Raw genomic sequence first — 15,895 nt, 5'->3', positions numbered from 1 at the left:
TGTGCGTGCAACCAGTCTACCGATGCGGCTGGCGGATCGGAACCCCGACAATGAGCGAAGGGCTGGCCCTCACGTAAATTCCAGTTTCGCAAGCTCGGCGGCGATGAAGTCGAGAAAGCTGCGGGTCTTGGCCGGCATATAGCCACGGTTCGGATAGACGGCGAAAAAGGGGACCGTTACCGCCACGTCGTCGGCAAGGACGCGCTCCAGCCGCCCGGCGGACAGATCGTCATTGACCAGCCAGCGGGGCATGACGGTATAGCCCATGCCCTCTCGCGCGGCGAGGAGGAGCAGCGTCTCGTTCGGGCTTTTCAGTACCGTGCGGAACTGTACAGGGGTGGATTTGTCCGCATTGCCAAGCGTCACGCGCCCGTCCCCCGCGACCGGAGAATAGGCGAGGAGGGGGCTGTCGTTGAGGTCCGAGATGGCGGCCGGGCGGCCGTTGCGCTGCAGGAAGGCGGGTGCGGCAACCAGCACGAAGAGCACGTTTTGCAGCTTCTTGAGGATCAGCCCTTCCTCCGGTTTGGGGGTGACACGCAGCGCAAGATCAAATCCCTCCTCGACGAGATTGACGATCCGGCCGCTGACATCGATGTCGAGCTGGACTTCGGGAAACCGCTCGCGATAGGCGGCGAGCAGCCGGGCAAAGGCCCCGTTGGCCATCCAGATCGGCAGGCTGACTTTCAAAGTGCCGCGCGGGGTGACCGTCGTCTGGGCGATGCGCGCCTCGACATCATCCAGTCCCTCGATCAGCGCCCGCACCGTTTCACGATAGAGGGCGCCCGATTCGGTCAGGCTGACATTGCGGCTGGTGCGGTTCAGCAGGCGCGAACCGACCCGCTGCTCCAGGTGCTGCAGATGTTTGCTGGCCATGGCCGGCGAGAGGTCGAGCCGCTCCGCCGCTGCCGTGAAGCTGCGCAGATCCGCGACGGAGAGGAAGACGCGAAGACTGGTCAAGGTGTCCATGATCATCAACTCAGGAGAAATTCTGGATCAATATTGGCAATCATGATCATCTGAGGGGAAAAGTATAGATCTCTTCTCACCGGGTCTGGATCAGTGCCCCCAGACACCAGACCCCAGAGATCAAGGAGAGAGACATGAACACCACCAGCCTTCAAACACTCGCCCCCGCCCGGGGCTGGACCATCGGCCTCTGGGTTGCCCAGGCCCTGCTTGCCGCCTTCTTCGCCTTCGCAGCCTATATGAAGCTGCTCATGACGCCCGAACAGCTCGTCGGCATGGGTCTCGTCTGGGCGCAGGAATATCCGCTCTGGTTCGTTCGCGGCATCGGCTTTGCCGAGCTTGCCGGCGTTCTCGGCATCATTCTCCCGGCGCTGACACGCATTCAGCCCGGCCTGACCCCGCTCGCAGCCCTCGGCTTCAGCGCGATCCAGGTTCTGGCGATCCTGTTCCACTTCACCCGTGGAGAGGCAGCGCTCACCCCGTTCAACTTCGTCGTGCTCGCCGTTGCCATCTTCGTCTTCTGGGGCCGCACCCGCAAGGCGCCGATCTCGGCTCGCTGACAGCTCCCAGGCGGCGGTCCGCATATGCGGGCCGCTGTCTTGTCTTTTCCATGAGGATGCCAAGATGACCACCGCCGCGCTGGCGCTGGCCGAGGCCCTTGCCGCGGTCGGAGAACCCGAACGCCTGCGATACGCCCTCGCCGAATTCGTCGTCACCGATCTCGACCGCACCATCGCCTTCTGGACCCGCACCCTCGGTCTCAAGATCCATGCCCGCACCAAATGCGCCGTGCATCTCGGGACGGAGAGCGAGATCCTTCTGGTATTCCACAGTGGTGCGCAGAGGGCGGCAACACCCGCTCATGCCGGTCTGTATCACATCGCAATCGGCGTCCGCGATCAGGTCGAATTCTCCCGGCTGCTCGCCCATCTCATGGTGCTCCGCCTGCCGATTTCCCCCGTCGACCATCTGATGTCCAAGGCGATCTATTTTGACGATCCGGATGGTCTCGGCATCGAGATTGCCTATGAAACACCGGAGCGCTTTGGCCGCTTTGGCGATTTTGCGCGCGGTTTCGGGCTCTACGATCGGGAAGGCCGCCCGCATAGCGGCCGGGAGCGGCTTGATCTTGAGCAGGAACTCGCGCATCTCGATGGTCGCCCGGTTGAGCGGCGCATCGACGACGCTGCGCGGATCGCACATCTTCATCTGCGCGTTCCGGAGCTTTCAGCCCCGATCGCCTTTTTCGAGCAGCTCGGCTTTGTCCGCAATCTCGTGCTGCCGCATCTCGGTTTCGCCGACCTGGGTGCCGGTGCTGCCTATACCCATCGGCTGGCCTTCAACACCTGGCAGGGCCCGAGGGTGACGCCGGCACCCGCAGACATGGCACGCCTTCTGGCCTACGAATTCGTGATCTCCGATGACGCCTCTTATCAGGGGCTCGCCAGTCATCCCGACGCTGTGCTGTCCGCCAATGATATTGCGTTCCGCGATCCGACCGGGGCAACCGTTCGTCTGCGCCTCGCCCGACGACAGACTTAGTCACAGCAGGAGGCGTCGAAGCCCGTTTGCCTGCGGCGTTCAGATGGGGTCGACCGGGTTCAAAGAAGGTTTCCCCGACGACAAAGCCGTATCGGAATCCTCCTTCCTCGAAGGCCCCCGCGCCATGCCGGCCATGATCTTCGACAGAATGAGGGTGCGGCCCCATCGCGGCATGCCGGTGAACGAGGCCTCCAGCGCCTTGGCGAGCAGGCCCGGTCGGATCGTGCCGCGACGGCCAAGGGCGTTCAGTGTCGCGGCGGCAACCACCGAGGCGGGCTGGCTCATGCCCATGACGAGATTGGCCCGGGTGGCAAAACCACTGGCGATCGGGCCGGGCGCACAGGCGATCACGTCGATGCCCTGGGGGCGAAGCTCGGCGCGCAGGCCCTCGGCGAAGGTCTGGATGAAGGCCTTGGTCGCTGCATAATTGGCCGACTGCGCCACCCCCTGGAAGGCAAGCAGCGAGCTCATCAGCACCATGCCGCCCGAGCCGCGGCGCACGAAACGTTTGGCCATGGCATGGCTGATCTGCACGACGGCGCGGCAGTTGACGTCGATCATGTCGAGCTCGGTCTCGACAGGGATGCGGGTAAACGGACCCGAGGTACCGAAGCCGGCGGCGGCCACCAGAAGGCCGATGTCGTAATGCGCCGTGGTGCGGATCAGTTCGTCCACCTGGTCTGGTTGCGACAGGTCGCATGGCACTACGTCCACCGCGACGCCATGGGCTCTCGCCAGTTCCTCCGCCAGCGCCTCCAGCCGGTCGCGCCTGCGAGCGACGATGATCAGCCCATATCCACGCCGCGCCAACTCGCGGGCGAACTCTCGACCGATTCCATCAGAAGCGCCGGTCACCAAAGCCAGTGGTCCGTATTTCAGGCTGCGCCTGCGGGTCATGTGATTGATGGCGGTTACATTGTCGCTCATTTGGCAATCCTCACGGTGATGGTTTGGGCGCTGCCGTCAGTCTCAAAGCGTGCTTCGTCGAAACGCGGTGCGCGAAGGCTGGGCCTCGCATTGTTGGACACACCCCAGGCCTCGGTCGGCATGCCCAAGAAATTGGTGTCGGTGCGCCGATTGCCGTTGAGATCATGGGAGATCGCAACCGCATAGCTTCCGGCGGCGACATCGGCGAACCGGCATCGGGTCTCAGGCGCCGTGGCCTTGATCCAGACAATGCGCGCGCCGGCCTGTCCGGTCGGAAACGACGCACCGCTCGCATGCAGCGCACAGCCGATTTCGCCACGCGCCTCGGCAATCCCGGAGACGCGCACGGTCAGCTCCTGTGCCGCTGCGCCCGAAGGAGCAAGAGCGACAAGGCTTGCTGCAAAGGAGAATGCTGGGATGATCCTGATCATGCTGGCCTCCATATGTTGACGGTGTCAACTTAATCGATAATCACAAAAGTTGACGCTGTCAACATTTGTGATCTACAAGGACCTCCGAAACCTCGGTCGCTTTGGGCCGGCATCTATTGTGAGCTTGCGGCGTCGCGGCTATTTGAGAACGGGCGCCGTGTGGTCCGACCGTCTGGCCCGAAATCGAGCGAAAATCTGCGGGAAGCCTTATGCCCAGAACACAACGCGATCTGCGCGAAGCCTGTCTTGCCGAAGGCATGGCGATCATCGCCAGCGACGGACTGGAAAAACTGAGCCTGCGCGAGGTGGCGCGGCGGCTCGGCGTGTCGCATCAGGCGCCCTACAGGCATTTTGCCAGCCGCGATCACATTCTGGCGGAAATGGTCTCGCGCGCCTTCGACGCCTTTGCGGCCTTCCTGGATGCCCATCCGAAATCCGAGGATCCGGATCAGGACATGGCGAATATGGCGGAGGATTATCTGCGCTATGCGCGTGAGCATCCGCTCGAATACCGGCTGATGTTCGGCACGCCGCTGCCGGATGGCGAGGCCTTTCCCGAGATGATGGCCAAGGCGAAGCATGCTTTTTCGCTTCTCGTATTAGGCCTGAAGCGCAGGGCGCAACTCAAGGGCGAGGAGCGCGGCGACGACGCGGTGCTTCTGGATGCTTTGGTCATCTGGTCCTCGCTGCATGGCCTTGCCTCGATCAAAAGCTCCTCGGTCATCCGCACCCTCGATCTGCCTGCCGCCCTGATCGAGGGCAGCGATGCGCATATGATCCGTGGCTTCTCCGCCTTGATCGCCTCGGCCGATCCAAACTTGTCGCATTGACCCTTACGTGCACGTAAGATATTCTTCGTCTTCACACCGCTCTGCCGGAATTTGCGCCTTGGCGCGTCGCGCTTCGGCTCGACAATCCGGTTGGGTTTTGTCAAGGAGGATGGCGGAAAGCACCGCCTGGCGAGGAATGACGAATGAGCACCGAGATGGAACTGCCTGAACGCGAAAGCATGGAATTCGACGTCGTGATCGTGGGCGCCGGCCCCGCAGGTCTGTCGGCGGCGATCCGGCTGAAACAGGTCAATCCGGATCTGACCGTCGTCGTGCTCGAAAAGGGTGCTGAAGTCGGCGCGCACATCCTCTCCGGTGCCGTGGTCGATCCCATCGGCATCGACCGGTTGATCCCCGGCTGGCGCGAAGAAGCCGACCATCCGTTCAAGACGCCCGTCACCGACGACCAGTTCCTGTTCCTCGGCCCCGCAGGCTCGGTCCGTCTGCCGAACGCCCTGATGCCGCCGCTGATGAACAATCACGGCAACTACATCGTCTCTCTCGGCAATGTCTGTCGTTGGCTGGGCGCCCATGCGGAAGCGCTCGGCGTCGAGATCTATCCGGGCTTTGCCGCCTCCGAAGTGCTTTACAACGACGAGGGTGCTGTCATCGGCGTTGCCACCGGCGACATGGGCATCGAGAAGAATGGCGAGCCGGGCCCGGCCTATACCCGCGGCATGGCGCTGCTCGGCAAATATGTGCTGATCTCCGAAGGCGTTCGCGGCTCGCTCGCCAAGCAGCTGATCGCCAAGTTCGATCTTGCCCGCGACAGCGACGTGCAGAAGTTCGGCATTGGTCTCAAGGAACTCTGGCAGGTCAAGCCCGAGCACCACAAGCCGGGCCTCGTGCAGCACTCCTTCGGCTGGCCGCTCGGCATGAAGACCGGTGGCGGCTCCTTCCTCTATCACCTCGAAGACAACATGGTCGCCGTCGGCTTCGTCGTGCACCTCAACTACAAGAACCCCTATCTCTTCCCCTTCGAGGAGTTCCAGCGCTTCAAGACCCATCCGGCGATCCGCGACACCTTCGAGGGCGGCAAGCGCCTCTCCTACGGTGCCCGCGCGATCACCGAAGGCGGCTACCAGTCGGTGCCGAAGCTCTCCTTCCCGGGCGGCGCGTTGATCGGCTGTTCCGCCGGCCTCGTCAACGTTCCCCGCATCAAGGGCAGCCACAATGCCGTTCTCTCTGGCATGCTGGCAGCGGAAAAGATCGCGGACGCCATTGCCGCCGGTCGCGCCAATGACGAGCCGATCGAGATCGAGAACGAATGGCGTTCGACCGATATCGGCAAGGATCTGAAGCGGGTTCGCAACGTCAAGCCGCTGTGGTCGAAGCTTGGCACGGCGCTTGGCGTTGGCCTCGGTGGCATCGACATGTGGACCAACCAGCTTTTCGGCTTCTCCTTCTTCGGCACGCTGAAGCATGGCAAGACCGACGCCCAGTCGCTCGAGCCGGCGGCCCAGCACAAACCGATCGCCTATCCGAAGCCGGATGGTGTTCTGACCTTCGACCGCCTGTCCTCGGTCTTCCTCTCCAACACCAATCACGAGGAAGACCAGCCGGTTCACCTCAAGGTCGCCGATCTCGACCTGCAGAAGCGCTCCGAACTCGGCATCTATGCCGGCCCGTCGACGCGCTACTGTCCGGCCGGCGTCTATGAATGGGTGGAGAAGGACGGCGAGCAGACCTTTGTCATCAACGCCCAGAACTGCGTTCACTGCAAGACCTGCGATATCAAGGACCCGAACCAGAACATCAACTGGGTGCCGCCGCAAGGCGGGGAAGGACCGGTTTATCCGAACATGTGAGGGCAAAGTGGCAGGCGCAGGAGACAAGGCATTCCCGGAAGTGATAGCCCTGAGCCGTGCCGAATGGTCCGAATGGTTGCGGTATCATCATGCAACGAGTGAAAGCGTCTGGCTGGTTTACCGCAAGCAGTCGAAAGGTGGCCAGCTGACGGTCGACGAGGCCGTGGAAGAGGCGCTCTGCTGGGGCTGGATCGACAGCCTGCCCCGCAAACGCGATGATGACTTCACCATGCTGCTGTTTTCGCCGCGCCGGGCCAGTTCAAACTGGTCGGCGGTCAACAAGGCGCGGGTGGAGCGTGCGATAAGCAGCGGGCGCATGCAGCCTCAGGGCCTTGCCGTGATCAATGAAGCCAAGGCCAATGGCCGCTGGCAGGCCCTCGAGAAGGGTCGATGCGCTAATGATCCCGGGGGATCTCGGTGACGCACTGGATGCCTTGCCGCCGGCACGTGTCAATTTCGAGGCTTTTCCGAAGTCGGCACGCCGCGGAATTCTGGAATGGATCCTCAATGCCCGGACGGCAGAGACGCGGGCGAAACGCATTGCAGAAACCGCAACGCTTGCCGCCGACAATATCCGAGCCAACCAATGGAAGGGCGGTCGTGGCTGAGACCGGACATTTTCGCATTGTCAAAGCGAAGCCTCACCACTTCGCCGCAATCCAGGAGGTCGAACTTGCCGCCTTCGAAACCTTGCGCGCCGCCGGTGCAGTCTCGGGCGAGCCGCAAGCGAGCACAGAGGAAGAACTTGAACTCTACCTGCGGGACGATCTACTGCTGATTGCGATCGACCCGGACGGTGCCGTGATCGGCTATGCAGGTGGCTATGTTGTACCGGATGAAGCTTGTCTTCATCTGGGCGAGATTGATGTGCATCCGGACTATCAAAGACAGGGTATTGGCCGGCGATTGGTATCTGCAATTCTGGCGCAAGCGCGGGGCATGCGGCAGGCAAGCCTAACCACCGATCTGTTGGCTCCATTCAATGCACGTTTTTATGAAACCATGGGCTTCGCCATTTGCGACGTTGCAGACTGCCCGTCCCGTTTGGCGGCTCTCTTGCACACTGAAAGCGCCAAGGGGCTCGATCCAAGTCGGCGTTGTGCCATGACCGCCGCCCTTTGACATGTCGTGACAAACGGCTCGCGCCAAAGTCTGGTCACACCAATGTCATGGCTTCGACGCATCAGTGAATTGTGCTTCGTTAATTTTTACGGGTCATTAACCATAAATTCCTAGGCTCCTCGGCAACGAATCGTATCCTGAGGACGCCTGAAACATGACCATTTCCCGCCGCGGTCTCCTGTTCGGCCTGCCGCTCTTCCTTGCCGGCTGCCAGTCCGTGCCCAATCAGCAAGCCATGTATGGCGATATCCCGGACGAGCCCTTTCCGCTGAAGAAGGTGCCGCTTGAAAAGATCAAGCCGGAACTGCGTCGTCAGGAAGTGGCCTATGAGACGCCGCATGCAGCAGGCACGATCGTGGTCGATACACCGGCACGGCGCCTCTACTACGTCATGGGCAATGGTCGCGCCATGCGCTACGGCATCGGAGTCGGCCGTGCCGGTCTCGCCCTGGCCGGCAATGCCTATGTCGGTCGCAAGGCTGAATGGCCGTCCTGGACGCCGACGGCAAACATGATCCGTCGCGATCCTGAGCGGAACCTGAAATACGCGGGTGGCTTGCCCGGAGGTCCGAACAACCCGCTCGGCGCCCGTGCCATGTATCTCTATCGGGGTGGCAACGACACCATGTTCCGTATCCACGGCACCAACCAGCCCTGGTCGATCGGCCAGGCCATGTCATCCGGCTGCGTGCGCATGATGAACCATGATGTGATCGATCTTTACCAGCGCGTCGAGGTCGGCTCCAAGGTGGTTGTGCTGCAGGCTTGATGCTTTGGAAAATCGCGGTGATTTCCTGTGGCGCCTGTTTCGTGACGGGCGCCACAGCCGTTTGATCGCTCGGTGAATGGTATCTGTCACGTACAGTCACGACTTCGCCAACCCTCTTGCACCTCCAAGACTTCGCCCCAATCTCCCTGCAATGAAACTTTAAGGCACAGTTGTGCGTCATCAGCCCTGTTGACGCTGTGTCGACCAATTGAGCCCGGTCGGAGCCTTTTCGCTCCGGGCATGCGGGACTAAGTGGGAGCGGACACACCGCACGCCGGTGTCGTCAGAGATTTGAGAAGGGATATCGAATGGCTCGCGAATTGAATGCCGGCTTGTCTGACCTTGGAGGTTGCCAGATCGAATCGACCTTGCAGCTGCTCGATGGCAAGTGGAAGGGCGTGATCCTCCACCATCTCCTCAAGGAAGAAGTGCTGCGCTTCAACGAGCTTGTGAAGCGGCTCCCGTCCATTACCCATCGCATGCTCTCGAAGCAGTTGCGCGACATGGAGGTCGCCGGTCTCGTCGCGCGCACCGTCTATCCGGTCGTGCCGCCGCGTGTCGACTATTCGTTGACCCCGCTCGGCCGCAGTCTTGAGCCCGTGCTTCAGGCCATCGGCCGCTGGGGGCAGGAAAACCTCGTGGCGGTGGCAGAGGCTTCGGCCGAACCGGCCGAGCGCCCGACTGGCGCCGCCGCCATCATGCGCTCTGCGGCTTGATCAAGGCGGATCAAGAAGATGTTTGTCGCCGGGAGAGCAATCCCGTCGATAGTAGGACACCAAGCCCCGTGACAATTGCCGCAGCAAGCGTGGAGATACCGAGCGGTTCTGCGAGCAGAACGCCTCCACCGATTGCGGCAGCAACGGGTGTGATCGCCGTATAGGCGGCTGCCTGGGTTCCTCCAAGCGAGCGAACCGCCGCTCCATAAAGGAGGGTCGCCACCAGGCCGGAAAGCAGACCCTGTGTCACGGATTGCAGCGCGATTTCCTTCAGCGGTGCGGTCATGAACTGCGTCCCGACAAACGGAAGGGCAGCAAGGTTCAGGATAGTCGACCAGACACAAATCAGGGCCGCACCCTCAAACGCATCGAGACCACTGCGGCGAAAGGCATGGGTGTAAACGGCCCAGAGGGTGGCTCCGAGAGGCAGGATGATAAAGCTGATCCAACCGAGACCCCGTTCACCCAAACTGCCGAACAAAAGGACCAGGCCGCCAGCGAGAATGGCAATCATTCCCACCTTCCGCCACCTGTCCGGTCGCTCTCCCAGAAATGCCATGCCGATCACGGCAACGGCCAGCGGCATCAGGCCGGGCAACAAGACGCCGGCCGCCGACGCGGGTGTGTGCCGCATTCCGAATGCAACGATCTGAAAAAAGGGCGCGCCGGAGCCGAGAACCATCAGGCAGAGCGGCCCCATGGCGCCCTTGGGAAACAACCCGGTACGCAACCACACGGGTGCGAGCACAAGCGCGGGGATGCCATAGCGCAAGAGGCTAAGGTCGAGGGGCCCAAGGCCGGCACCGACGCTGTGGCGGGTCGAGACCAGCCAGGATGCCCAGATCAACACGACGGATAAGGCCGAGAGTGCTCCAAGCACCGACTGGCGCCCGCCTTGAAAGGAAGATGTGCCAACGGCGGACATTCGAAGCTCCGGGAAACTTTGGCCAGGGAGCCAATTTACGGCAAGCGGCCTGGTGTGTCCTTGCGAAATTCACCGCAGAACAGTAGCTGTTTAGCACTATCTGCCAATATTGACGGGCGAGCTTCATGGTGTTGCCAAAACTGGACAAATTCGATCATGCGATCCTTGATCTCCTTCAACAGGATGCCCGCACCACCAATGTTGAGATCGCAGACAGAGTGGGACTATCCCAATCGCCTTGCCTTCGGAGAATCCGTTTGATGGAGGAGGCCGGCATCATCCGCGGCTATCGCGCCGATCTCGACCGACGCATGCTGGGCCTGGAATTGACAGTCTTCGTGGCCTTCAAAGTGGCGCGTCATACCCGTGAGAACGCCGATGCGCTGCATGAGGCACTTCTCGATATATCCGAGGTCGTGGCCTGCTATATGATCTCCGGCGAATCCGATTTCCTTGCCGAAGTCGTGGTGGAAAATCTTGCAGCTTACGAGAACTTGTTGACGGAGAAGCTTCTCGTATTGCCCAATGTCACCGACATCCGCTCAAGCTTTGCCATCAGAAGCATCAAGACCGGTGCGCCGTTGAAGCTTCCCGTCCGGATGTAACATCGAGGCTTGGCCTGCGGCTCCACCGTTGGTCGGGGAACGGCCTCAGGCCGGGAAATCCTCCAACACGATCTTGCCGCGCGCCCGGTTGCTCTCGATGATCTGATGCGCCTTGCGCAGATTGGCAGCCGTGATCGGGCCGAGCACGGTGTCGAGTGTGGTTCGGATCTTGCCCGCGTCAATCAACTCGGCGACATGCGTGAGCAGTTTGTGCTGCTCGATCATGTCAGGCGTCTGGAAGACCGGCCGCGAGAACATCATCTCCCAATGCAGTGACACCGCCTTCGGCTTGAAGGCGAGGATGTCGAAACCCTCGGGGAAATCGTCGATCAGGCAGATGCGCCCGGCAGGCGCGATGATTTCGGCCATCGCCAGACGATGCTGGCTGGAATGGGTGACGGAGAAGATATAGCCCGGTGCGCCGATGCCGAGAGCGGCATAGTCTGCGGCCAGCGGCTTGGAATGGTCGATGACATGATCGGCGCCGAGCGATTTCGCCCATTGCACCGTTTCCGGCCGCGACGCGGTGGCGACCACCGCGAGATCGGTCAGTTGCTTGGCAAGCTGGATCGCGATAGAGCCGACGCCACCGGCACCTCCGGTAATCAGGATCGCCCGTGCCGCCCCCGGGACCGGGTCCTGCACTTTGATGCGGTGGAACAGCGCTTCGTAAGCCGTAATCGCCGTCAGCGGCAGGGCCGCCGCCTCGGCAAAGGAGAGCGTCTTCGGCTTCTGCCCGACGATCCGTTCGTCCACCAGATGGTATTCGGCATTAGTTCCCGGTCTGTTGACCGCACCGGCGTAATAGACTTCGTCACCGGGCTTGAAGAGCGTCACATCCGGACCGACGGCCTTGACCACGCCGGCCGCATCGTAACCGAGGATGCGAGCTTCGCCCGCTGGCGGCGTCTGGTTTCGCCGGACCTTGGTATCCACCGGATTGACGGATATCGCTTTGATCTCCACCAGCAGGTCGCGGCCTGTGGCCATCGGCATGGGCAGTTCGATATCGACGAGCGCCTCCTCCGAAGTGGCGGGCTGATTGCTGTAAAATCCGATCGCACGCATCACGAAGCTCCTGTCTGGCCACTGCTCGCTGTCCATTAAGGACATAGTTTCCCGTTCTGCAAGAATGCTTCTTTTGCTTTTGGTACGGATCCCGCTTCGCCGATGATGAGACCGGGCCTGCCTTGAAATTCACCTTTTGTGTCTCGATCTTATGGCAATGCAACAAATGACCGGGACCCAGCGTTGCTTTGCTGCGACGCTCCCCGACCCTTAAGGAACTTCATGAAGATCAAGGCGGTACTCAATCGTGACGGTGGCACCTTCAAGACCACCGACATGCAGACCTATTGCGAGACGGCCTTGCGCGCCTTCGCGGCGCAGGGACACGAACTCGACTGTGCCGTCGTGGCGGGCGATGAGATCGTCTATGCGTTGGAAGCCGCGACCGAGGAGCAGGGTGTCGACGCGCTGCTGGCCGGTGGCGGTGACGGCACGATCTCGACGGCGGCGGCGATTGCCTGGAAGGCGGGTCTGCCGCTCGGCATCATACCGGCGGGCACGATGAACCTCTTCGCCCGTTCGCTGAAACTGCCGCTTGATATCTGGAAGGTGCTCGACGTTCTGGCCTCGTCAACCGTTGTCAATGTCGATATCGCGACCGCCAACGGCCGGCCGTTTGTGCATCAGTTCTCTGCCGGCCTGCATGCCCGCATGGTGCGGATGCGCAACCAGATGAACTTCGCTTCGCGGATCGGCAAGATCCGCGCGAGCACCAGTGCCGCCTTTGGCGTCATGCTTGATCCCCCGCGCTTTGAAGTGATCTTCGATATCGATGGCGACGGCCGCAGCGACGAACGGCCGGTCTCGGCGATCTCGGTGTCGAACAATCCGCTCGGCAACAACTCGCTGTTCTTCGCCGACCGGGTCGATACCGGCAAACTCGGCGTCTATCTTGCCGATCCGCTGGAGCCGACGGGGGTCGGCCTGCTTGCCTTCGATATCATCAGGGGCAAGTTCAAGGAAAACCAGGCGGTGACCGCCTCGACCGCGCAGAAGGTGCATCTGCATTTCCCCAAGCACCGCAAGGGCGCGGCCTGCGTTCTCGATGGCGAACTCTTGCGCATGCCGGCCGATGTGGAGATCAAGATCCATGCTGGAGAACTGAAGGTGCTTGTCGCACCGTCCCAACCGGCGACTTGAACGCAAACGGCGCCCTCAACGGGCGCCGTGTCCACGACGTCGCAGGGCGCCAGCATGGCGAAGATGCTCAGATCCTTGGCAGATAGGTCTGGTAGTCGAAGCTCGACACGGTGCGCAGATAGGCCATTGCTTCCTTGCGCTTGGTGTCGCCATAGATCCGCTGATATTCCGCGCCGAAGATATCCTTGATGAAGGCCGAGGCGCGGAAGCGTTCGACGGCGGTCAGGAAGTCATAGGTCAGCATATCAGGGTTTTCGGGCGCACTGTCCGGCGTTGTGACCGGACCGGGATCGAGGTCTTCCTCAAGCCCGAGCATTATGCCGCCGAGGATGGCGGCAAGCAGCAGATGCGGATTGGCGTCGGCGCCTGCCACACGGTGTTCGATGCGGGCGGCGGGGCCGTCCTTGTCCGGAATGCGGATCGCGGTGCCGCGATTGCCGAAACCCCAGTCGATCTTGTCGGGCGCAAAGGAGCCCGGCTGGAAGCGGCGATAGGAATTGGCAAAGGGCGCGAAGATCAGCTGGGCATCCTGCATGCTCTTCAGCATGCCGGCGGTGATCGATTTCAGCTTCACCGGATCGCCGCCCTTGGCGTCGAGAATGTTGCGGCCGTCCTTGTCGATGATCGAGGCGTGCACATGCAGGCCCGAGCCCGCGTGATCGCCATAGGGCTTGGCCATGCAGGTTGCCTTCAGGCCGTGGCGGCGGGCGGCGAAATCGACGACGCGCTTCAGGTAAATGCAGTCGTCTGCGGCAGCCATCGGGTCCGGCTTGTGCAGCAGGTTGACCTCGAACTGACCAGGGCCGAATTCGGCGGTCGTCGCATCGGCCGGCAGGCCCATGTGGTCGCAATATTCGCGCACCGTCTCGAGGAAGTCTTCCATCGCGGCGGTCGCGCGCATGTCATAGAGCTGGTAGCCCTCGACCTCGCCGTTCATGACCAGCGCCTTCGGCGGCATCGGCACGCCCGTTTCGCGGAAATCCGGTTCCATGACATAGAATTCGAGCTCGGTGGCAACAACCGGCGTCAGGCCCTTCTCCTCGAAGCGCTTCATCACATTGGCGAGGATCGCGCGCGGGCAGACATAATGCGGCTCACCGGAGAGCGTATGCATGGTGGCGAGAACCTGCTTGGAGCCGGCGGGTCCCCAGGGCAGGGTGGTCAGCGAATTCTTGGTGGGCACACAGATGCCGTCCGGGTCGCCGAGCGTCAGCGAGATCTTGGTGATGTCGTCATTGTCGTCACCCCAGATGTCGAGCGACTGGGTCGAGGCGGGCAGGCGAACCGTGTTTTTCCAGACCTTGTCTTCGGCTTTCAGCGGGATCATCTTGCCGCGCAAGTCGCCGTTCATGCCGACGAGCAGCACCTCGATGCGCGCGGAAGGATCGGCTGCGGTGTGATCGGCGGCCTCGGTCGGTGCTGTCATGGAAAAACTCTCGTTGGCTCTTGGGCTAATTTGGCCGGAGGAACGCGGCGATCGGTGCCTTGCCAAACGCATTTTGGAAGGTCATGTTCGTAGCCGATAATGTTCCGCCTTTCAATGCGGGGTAGGGTCGCCACACGGACCATGTTTGGCCGTGAAAGCAAGAGCTTCCGCCCCGATCGAGGATCCGACCCATGAACAAGCCAGTAACCGCCGTCTCCAATCTCGGTGCCATCGACGCTGCCCACCATCTTCATCCCTTCTCGGACATGAAGAAGCTGAACGCGGCCGGCACCAAGATCATCACCCGTGCGGAAGGCGTGCACATCTGGGACGCGACCGGCAAGCAGTATCTCGACGCCTTTGCCGGCCTCTGGTGCGTCAATGTCGGCTATGGCCGCAAGTCGATTGCTGATGTCGTGCATGCCCAGATGCTGGAGCTCCCCTATTACAACACCTTCTTCGGCACCACGACGCCGCCGACCACGCTGCTTGCCCAGAAGATCGCCGAAAAGACCGGCCCGAAGATCAACCGGGTCTTCTTCTCCAATTCCGGTTCGGAAGCCTCCGATACCTGGTTCCGCATGGCGCGAGTCTACTGGAAGGCGCTCGGCCATGAGACCAAGACGCAGGTGATTGCCCGCAAGAACGCCTATCACGGTTCAACCGTTGCCGGCGCTTCGCTGGGCGGCATGAAATGGATGCATGAGCAGGGCAACCTGCCGATCGCGGGCATCCACCACATCAACCAGCCCTATTGGTACGCCGAGGGCGGCGATCTCTCGCCTGAGGATTTCGGCCTGAAGGTCGCCCGCGAGCTGGAGGACAAGATCCTCGAACTCGGCGAAGAGAACGTCGCCGCCTTCGTCGCCGAACCGATTCAGGGGGCCGGCGGCGTCATCGTGCCGCCTTCGACCTACTGGCCGGAAATCAAGCGGATCTGCGCCAAGTACCAGATCTTGCTCGTCGCCGACGAAGTCATTTCCGGCTTCGGTCGCCTGGGTTCCTGGTTCGGCCACCAGCATTATGATTTCGACCCGGATCTCGCCCCGATCGCCAAGGGTCTCTCTTCCGGCTACCTGCCCATCGGCGGCGTGCTGGTATCCGACCGCGTGGCGGAAGTCATGGTCAACGAGCTCGGCGATTTCTACCACGGCTACACCTATTCCGGTCACCCGGTGGCCGCAGCGGCTGCGCTTGAAAACATCCGCATCATCGAAGAGGAAGGCCTGGTCGAGCGAGTCCGTGACGACACCGGCCCCTATCTCGCCGAGGCGCTCGCCTCGCTCACCGACCACGAGCTCGTCGGCGAAGCCGTGAGCGTCGGTCTGATGGGCGCCGTGCAGATCGCTGCGGATAAGGCGACCCGCCGGCGCTTCAAGAAGCCTGATGATACCGGCACTGCCGTGCGCAACCAGTGCGTCAATGCCGGCGTTGTGCTGCGCGCCACCGGCGACCGCATGCTGTTTTCGCCGCCGCTGATCATCTCGCGATCCGAGATCGATCAGGCGGTCGACACGCTGCGATCAGGTCTGGACTGGCTGAAGGACAACAGGGGCGAGGGCTGAGGGGCCCAGCGAATGCGGCGCCGGCGATACCGGCGCCGGCGATACCGGCGCCCTT

Annotated in this window: 18 protein-coding genes; 12 read left to right on the top strand and 6 right to left on the bottom strand. The window is 61.9% G+C overall.

Features of this window, described 5'->3' with window-relative positions; translation table 11 throughout:
* Positions 1 to 69 precede the first annotated feature (69 nt).
* The gene (locus tag AC1PUL_RS11185) at positions 70 to 966 is read right to left on the bottom strand and encodes a LysR family transcriptional regulator (RefSeq protein ID WP_480464271.1); all 897 of its coding nucleotides are present in this window, start codon (positions 964 to 966) and stop codon (positions 70 to 72) included.
* A 134-nt stretch (positions 967 to 1,100) separates the two neighbouring features.
* Here AC1PUL_RS11185 and AC1PUL_RS11180 point away from each other — a divergent pair, with 134 nt between their 5' ends.
* Both AC1PUL_RS11180 and AC1PUL_RS11175 read left to right on the top strand, forming a co-directional pair.
* Positions 1,101 to 1,526, top strand: a complete 426-nt coding sequence (locus tag AC1PUL_RS11180) for a DoxX family protein (protein WP_166604267.1) — start codon at positions 1,101 to 1,103, stop codon at positions 1,524 to 1,526.
* 64 nt (positions 1,527 to 1,590) lie between these two features.
* Complete coding sequence (locus AC1PUL_RS11175; RefSeq protein ID WP_480464270.1) at positions 1,591 to 2,508, top strand: VOC family protein; 918 nt, start codon at positions 1,591 to 1,593, stop codon at positions 2,506 to 2,508.
* Positions 2,509 to 2,547: 39 nt separating this feature from the next.
* Here AC1PUL_RS11175 and AC1PUL_RS11170 read toward each other — a convergent pair whose 3' ends face one another.
* The gene (locus tag AC1PUL_RS11170; protein WP_480464269.1) at positions 2,548 to 3,435 is read right to left on the bottom strand and encodes an SDR family NAD(P)-dependent oxidoreductase; all 888 of its coding nucleotides are present in this window, start codon (positions 3,433 to 3,435) and stop codon (positions 2,548 to 2,550) included.
* On the bottom strand, positions 3,432 to 3,866 hold the full coding sequence (locus AC1PUL_RS11165) for a DUF2141 domain-containing protein (protein ID WP_480464268.1): 435 nt from the start codon (positions 3,864 to 3,866) through the stop codon (positions 3,432 to 3,434). Before AC1PUL_RS11165 ends, AC1PUL_RS11170 begins: the two co-directional genes overlap by 4 nt.
* 209 nt (positions 3,867 to 4,075) lie before the next feature.
* On the opposite strand from AC1PUL_RS11165, the gene AC1PUL_RS11160 reads away from it, so the two are divergent.
* The 7 genes from AC1PUL_RS11160 to AC1PUL_RS11130 all read left to right on the top strand — a co-directional run bounded on the left by AC1PUL_RS11160 (position 4,076) and on the right by AC1PUL_RS11130 (position 9,111).
* Entirely contained in the window at positions 4,076 to 4,696 is a 621-nt protein-coding gene (locus AC1PUL_RS11160) for a TetR/AcrR family transcriptional regulator (protein WP_480464267.1), read from the top strand.
* 143 nt (positions 4,697 to 4,839) lie between these two features.
* Positions 4,840 to 6,504, top strand: a complete 1,665-nt coding sequence (locus tag AC1PUL_RS11155; RefSeq protein WP_480464266.1) for an electron transfer flavoprotein-ubiquinone oxidoreductase — start codon at positions 4,840 to 4,842, stop codon at positions 6,502 to 6,504.
* 7 nt (positions 6,505 to 6,511) lie between these two features.
* Positions 6,512 to 6,925 (top strand): YdeI/OmpD-associated family protein, encoded by a 414-nt coding sequence (locus tag AC1PUL_RS11150; protein ID WP_480464265.1) that lies wholly within the window; start codon positions 6,512 to 6,514, stop codon positions 6,923 to 6,925.
* Positions 6,903 to 7,112, top strand: coding sequence for a YdeI/OmpD-associated family protein (locus AC1PUL_RS11145; RefSeq protein WP_480464264.1), 210 nt, complete (start codon positions 6,903 to 6,905; stop codon positions 7,110 to 7,112). Before AC1PUL_RS11150 ends, AC1PUL_RS11145 begins: the two co-directional genes overlap by 23 nt.
* Complete coding sequence (locus AC1PUL_RS11140; protein ID WP_480464263.1) at positions 7,105 to 7,626, top strand: GNAT family N-acetyltransferase; 522 nt, start codon at positions 7,105 to 7,107, stop codon at positions 7,624 to 7,626. The genes AC1PUL_RS11145 and AC1PUL_RS11140 overlap by 8 nt, the downstream gene beginning before the upstream one ends.
* 154 nt (positions 7,627 to 7,780) lie before the next feature.
* On the top strand, positions 7,781 to 8,395 hold the full coding sequence (locus AC1PUL_RS11135) for a L,D-transpeptidase (RefSeq protein WP_480464262.1): 615 nt from the start codon (positions 7,781 to 7,783) through the stop codon (positions 8,393 to 8,395).
* Positions 8,396 to 8,703: 308 nt separating this feature from the next.
* Positions 8,704 to 9,111 carry a winged helix-turn-helix transcriptional regulator gene (locus tag AC1PUL_RS11130; protein ID WP_480464261.1) on the top strand — a complete coding sequence of 136 codons (408 nt, stop codon included), beginning with the start codon at positions 8,704 to 8,706 and terminating at the stop codon, positions 9,109 to 9,111.
* Positions 9,112 to 9,121: 10 nt separating this feature from the next.
* Here AC1PUL_RS11130 and AC1PUL_RS11125 read toward each other — a convergent pair whose 3' ends face one another.
* On the bottom strand, positions 9,122 to 10,036 hold the full coding sequence (locus tag AC1PUL_RS11125) for a DMT family transporter (protein ID WP_480464260.1): 915 nt from the start codon (positions 10,034 to 10,036) through the stop codon (positions 9,122 to 9,124).
* Between the two features lie 131 nt (positions 10,037 to 10,167).
* On the opposite strand from AC1PUL_RS11125, the gene AC1PUL_RS11120 reads away from it, so the two are divergent.
* Complete coding sequence (locus AC1PUL_RS11120) at positions 10,168 to 10,641, top strand: Lrp/AsnC family transcriptional regulator (RefSeq protein ID WP_480468557.1); 474 nt, start codon at positions 10,168 to 10,170, stop codon at positions 10,639 to 10,641.
* Positions 10,642 to 10,686: 45 nt separating this feature from the next.
* On the opposite strand, the gene AC1PUL_RS11115 is transcribed toward AC1PUL_RS11120, so the two are convergent.
* Positions 10,687 to 11,709 carry a zinc-binding alcohol dehydrogenase family protein gene (locus AC1PUL_RS11115; protein WP_480464259.1) on the bottom strand — a complete coding sequence of 341 codons (1,023 nt, stop codon included), beginning with the start codon at positions 11,707 to 11,709 and terminating at the stop codon, positions 10,687 to 10,689.
* Between the two features lie 222 nt (positions 11,710 to 11,931).
* Here AC1PUL_RS11115 and AC1PUL_RS11110 point away from each other — a divergent pair, with 222 nt between their 5' ends.
* Positions 11,932 to 12,849 (top strand): diacylglycerol/lipid kinase family protein, encoded by a 918-nt coding sequence (locus tag AC1PUL_RS11110; protein ID WP_480464258.1) that lies wholly within the window; start codon positions 11,932 to 11,934, stop codon positions 12,847 to 12,849.
* A gap of 67 nt (positions 12,850 to 12,916) precedes the next feature.
* On the opposite strand, the gene AC1PUL_RS11105 is transcribed toward AC1PUL_RS11110, so the two are convergent.
* Positions 12,917 to 14,275: a glutamine synthetase family protein gene (locus AC1PUL_RS11105; RefSeq protein ID WP_480464257.1), complete on the bottom strand. Its 1,359-nt coding sequence runs from the start codon at positions 14,273 to 14,275 to the stop codon at positions 12,917 to 12,919.
* 191 nt (positions 14,276 to 14,466) lie between these two features.
* On the opposite strand from AC1PUL_RS11105, the gene AC1PUL_RS11100 reads away from it, so the two are divergent.
* Positions 14,467 to 15,840 (top strand): aspartate aminotransferase family protein, encoded by a 1,374-nt coding sequence (locus AC1PUL_RS11100; protein WP_480464256.1) that lies wholly within the window; start codon positions 14,467 to 14,469, stop codon positions 15,838 to 15,840.
* Positions 15,841 to 15,895 lie beyond the last annotated feature (55 nt).

Source organism: Rhizobium sp. P43, assembly GCF_056730705.1.
This window is presented reverse-complemented; position numbering and strand designations above follow the sequence as displayed.

Excerpts from the sequence above, each read along its gene's own strand:
- AC1PUL_RS11185 (WP_480464271.1), bottom strand. The coding sequence starts at position 966 with ATGGACACCTTGACCAGTCTTCGCGTCTTCCTCTCCGTCGCGGATCTG.
- AC1PUL_RS11165 (WP_480464268.1), bottom strand. The coding sequence starts at position 3,866 with ATGATCAGGATCATCCCAGCATTCTCCTTTGCAGCAAGCCTTGTCGCT.
- AC1PUL_RS11115 (WP_480464259.1), bottom strand. The coding sequence starts at position 11,709 with ATGCGTGCGATCGGATTTTACAGCAATCAGCCCGCCACTTCGGAGGAG.
- AC1PUL_RS11100 (WP_480464256.1), top strand. The coding sequence starts at position 14,467 with ATGAACAAGCCAGTAACCGCCGTCTCCAATCTCGGTGCCATCGACGCT.
- AC1PUL_RS11110 (WP_480464258.1), top strand. The coding sequence starts at position 11,932 with ATGAAGATCAAGGCGGTACTCAATCGTGACGGTGGCACCTTCAAGACC.
- AC1PUL_RS11130 (WP_480464261.1), top strand. The coding sequence starts at position 8,704 with ATGGCTCGCGAATTGAATGCCGGCTTGTCTGACCTTGGAGGTTGCCAG.
- AC1PUL_RS11125 (WP_480464260.1), bottom strand. The coding sequence starts at position 10,036 with ATGTCCGCCGTTGGCACATCTTCCTTTCAAGGCGGGCGCCAGTCGGTG.
- AC1PUL_RS11170 (WP_480464269.1), bottom strand. The coding sequence starts at position 3,435 with ATGAGCGACAATGTAACCGCCATCAATCACATGACCCGCAGGCGCAGC.
- AC1PUL_RS11160 (WP_480464267.1), top strand. The coding sequence starts at position 4,076 with ATGCCCAGAACACAACGCGATCTGCGCGAAGCCTGTCTTGCCGAAGGC.
- AC1PUL_RS11135 (WP_480464262.1), top strand. The coding sequence starts at position 7,781 with ATGACCATTTCCCGCCGCGGTCTCCTGTTCGGCCTGCCGCTCTTCCTT.
- AC1PUL_RS11175 (WP_480464270.1), top strand. The coding sequence starts at position 1,591 with ATGACCACCGCCGCGCTGGCGCTGGCCGAGGCCCTTGCCGCGGTCGGA.
- AC1PUL_RS11105 (WP_480464257.1), bottom strand. The coding sequence starts at position 14,275 with ATGACAGCACCGACCGAGGCCGCCGATCACACCGCAGCCGATCCTTCC.
- AC1PUL_RS11145 (WP_480464264.1), top strand. The coding sequence starts at position 6,903 with ATGATCCCGGGGGATCTCGGTGACGCACTGGATGCCTTGCCGCCGGCA.
- AC1PUL_RS11180 (WP_166604267.1), top strand. The coding sequence starts at position 1,101 with ATGAACACCACCAGCCTTCAAACACTCGCCCCCGCCCGGGGCTGGACC.
- AC1PUL_RS11155 (WP_480464266.1), top strand. The coding sequence starts at position 4,840 with ATGAGCACCGAGATGGAACTGCCTGAACGCGAAAGCATGGAATTCGAC.